The 3493-nt window shown below is 35.9% G+C and carries 3 protein-coding genes; all 3 read right to left on the minus strand.

All coding sequences use genetic code 11. The features are described 5' to 3' along the window. Positions 1 to 894: 894 nt before the first annotated feature. Positions 895 to 1038, minus strand: coding sequence for a hypothetical protein (locus F6K22_RS36040; RefSeq protein ID WP_293109421.1), 144 nt, complete (start codon positions 1036 to 1038; stop codon positions 895 to 897). Then, entirely contained in the window at positions 1031 to 2584 is a 1554-nt protein-coding gene (locus F6K22_RS36045; protein WP_293109423.1) for an NAD(P)/FAD-dependent oxidoreductase, read from the minus strand. Before F6K22_RS36045 ends, F6K22_RS36040 begins: the two co-directional genes overlap by 8 nt. Before the next feature lie 92 nt (positions 2585 to 2676). After that, entirely contained in the window at positions 2677 to 3045 is a 369-nt protein-coding gene (locus F6K22_RS36050; protein ID WP_293109425.1) for a hypothetical protein, read from the minus strand. Between the last annotated feature and the right edge of the window lie 448 nt (positions 3046 to 3493).

Here is a 3493-nt window from a genome sequence, read left to right on the forward strand (position 1 = left end):
TGTGAGATTTTCCAACTATTGCGTATATAGCAATAGTTAATTCATTTTATGAAGCACCCTGCTGGAGGTGATGGGTAGTGAAATTTTCCTTCTATTGCGGATAGAGCAAGAGTCAATACATTTTATGAAGCACCCTGCCGGAGGTGATGGATAGTGAGATTTTCCAACTATTGCGTATAGAGCAATAGTTAATACATTTTATGAAGCACCCCGTCAGAGGTGATGGATAGTGAAATTTTCCTTCTATTGCTTATAGAACCAGAGTCAATACATTTTATGAAGCACCCCGCCAGAGGTGATGGATAGTGAAATTTTCCTTCTATTGCTTATAGAACCAGAGTCAATACATTTTATGAAGCACCCCGCCAGAGGTGATGGGTAGTGAAATTTTCCAACTATTGCGTATAGAACCAGAGTCAATACATTTTATGAAGCACCCCGCCAGAGGTGATGGGTAGTGAAATTTTCCAACTATTGCGTATAGAGCAATAGTTAATTCATTTTATGAAGCACCCTGCTGGAGGTGATGGGTAGTGAAATTTTCCTTCTATTGCGTATAGAGCAATAGTTAATACATTTTATGAAGCACCCCGCCAGAGGTGATGGATAGTGAAATTTTCCTTCTATTGCGGATAGAGCAATAGTTAATACATTTTATGAAGCACCCCGCCAGAGGTGATGGATAGTGAAATTTTCCTTCTATTGCGGATAGAGCAATAGTTAATACATTTTATGAAGCACCCAAGCAGAGGTGATGAATAGTGAAAATTTCCAACTATTGCTTATAGAACCAGAGTCAATACATTTCATTCAAAGCGTTGTTCATTTCAAAAACTAAACGTTGAATTTTGATGTTAGTTGCCATAATTGACTCGGTTTTATTTCGCACAACTCTCATGGAAAAAAACTTGTCAAAGCCACACCACTAATTAACAGTAAAAGCACTCCTGAGGCTAAAGAAAATTTATGAGTAATTCTAGACTTCATCCAACCTCTGTCTAGGTGCTGTTTGAAGTTTGTTAAATTTAGATTAGTCACTATAATCTCCTCCTGAACCATATTTCCATTGTTCGATCCAACGGTGATAATAATACCTTTGCTCCTCTGACATTTTTGCCATCAAACCTTCCATTATTCCCCCAATGGAATATAACAAACTATAAACTCCCAAATTAAAATAATGCTTCATCCAATCTAATAAATTTTCCACACCAACTTGAGGAATAATTTTTATTACCAAACCTGGTTGCTTTAAAGAAGTAACAAATAAAGTTTGTGCCAAAGCAGGAAACTGTACCACATCTTGCAAAAAAGGTTTAAGCACAGGTTCACCGAGTTTTTCCATTACCTGAAATACCCCTGCCAATAGTTGATTAATTTGATGTGGTTCAACTTTTTGGTTTACCCCTATACTCATAGAACGTTGAAATAACCAAGTAACTGATACATTAGGTTGATAAGGTTGCAAAAGCGCCAGAGAATTTGCCGATAAATTTTCAGTTTCCAAAGCTTCATTAATACCCACGCTTAGACGTTTCAAATGACGTACCATTGCCCCAAACCCGCCAAAACTTAGAGGAGACTGACTCCCGCTACTATCTCCCACTGGTAAAATACGATTCCAAGGAGTTTGAAGAGGACTTTGACGATAACAAGGGAAAAAACCAAATAAGGCACGTTGGAATATCAGTTGACTAAGTTCGACTTTTTGATATTCAGGTAATAGACGTAGATATTCTTCAAAGAAAAATTCCAAAGAAAATCTATCTGGATGAGCATCTAAATAGGTAAATAAATAAGTAGTTCGCCCATCTCTAGCAGGAAATGCTTCCCAAAAATATTGACATTGATTTTGTATGGGAGTGAATGAGGCAAAAATATCACCCGTGTCATTTTTTGGGTATCCAGTAGCACAAGTACCAACCACTAAACAGACAGCATCAGGTTTTTTGCCTTCCCTTGCTTGTTTAACAATGGGAGAAAAATGTCCCATTGCATCGAGAAGCAGTCGAGTTTTGAAGGATTGACCATTGCTAGTCTGGATATTTACCCCATCTGAATGAATGGTTGCTGCTTCGTAAGCTGTATTTTCAAATAGTTGACCACCAGCTTTGAGGAAGCCATTTTTGAGAGTTTCTAACAGATAAACTGGGTCTACACCAATATTGAGGACATCTTTTACCCAGATGTCAGGACTATTTGGAAAGCTAATCCGAGCAGGATTATATTCGGTAGCGATCGCTGTTTTTAGTTCTTCTGGAGAGAGGAGGTTTAATTCTACAAATGTTTCTAGTTCTTTGCGGGAGATATTCCACTCTTGTGTTCTACCTTTGAGGATACCTCGTTCTAACAGGGCAACCCGCCAACCTTTCTTAGCTAAGGTTGTGCCAATAAGTATACCTAGAGTACCTCCACAAATTACTACATCCCAGTCGGACGTTTCTAATAATTGAGTTTCTGTCTTAACGGTGGTAGGAACGTGTATATTTTCAGCTCGAAGTTTTTGCCAAATTAGATCGACTCGTCGCAGACTTTCTAGGGGGTTTCCTGGAATTTGAGAGAGGATTTGTTCTGTTAAGGACATGATTTTTTTATTATTAATTTTTGTCGTAATTATTGCTTGTTTTTATATATATTAACTATTCCTCTTCGCTTTTTTCTTGATTCCTAGCTGTCTCAATACTTTTTCCATTCTTGACTAGGATGATAAGTAGCTCCATCCCAAATAATGACGAGCTGTTTGTTTTGGTTTTCTTTGATTAATTGCGCGACTAAATTGATAGTATTCTCTAGACTTATTGCAGAAGTCAGGGAATAGGGAATAGGGAATAGGGGGGATGAAATTGTTGATTCTATATCTTTAATTGATTTAATTAAAATTTTTGCAAGAGGTCTTCTGTATTTCCTTGGGAATATTCGCGCTTCGATGACTTTTCCAGTTCGATAATTTATCGCACCATAATTAAGAATAAGTTGGTTTTTCTTTTTCCCGGATTGACTAGAATCTCTATTCTCATGTCGGTTTTTCCCTAAACATATCCACAAATATAGCAGTCATTTTTGATTTGTGAGAAGAAGATATAAATTTTATTGTCATTATCTTCAACTTTGTTCATGCAGGAGTTCTCACATCTCATTCCTGATTGCTATTTTTGTACAAATTAAATAACATTCATCTAGAAAAAACACTAATAATTCCTATGATTCAATCTTTTTTCTATATTAATAAATTTATTATTTTTTTATCTAAAAGTCAACGGCAAATATTTAAGATTTACCTCTCAAAATATCTGATTGTAATATTTTTTGAACCGAAACATTATTCTATTTTATACCAAGGTAATTTCCCATCTTTAACCACAGGTTTCAATAATTAATTATTAATTATTAATTATTACCTCTTATTATAACAAATAGAATTGGCGTTCAAGGAATTTTTTTTCTTCTCTTGGTCGATTAGATATGGTTAGGTAACCCATGCATCCCATCCTGA

Source organism: Okeania sp. SIO2F4 (genome assembly GCF_010672385.1).
GTDB lineage: Bacteria > Cyanobacteriota > Cyanobacteriia > Cyanobacteriales > Microcoleaceae > Trichodesmium.

Bases quoted from the DNA above. Each gene is read 5' to 3' on its own strand.
- F6K22_RS36045 (WP_293109423.1), bottom strand. From the start codon at position 2,584: ATGTCCTTAACAGAACAAATCCTCTCTCAAATTCCAGGAAACCCCCTA.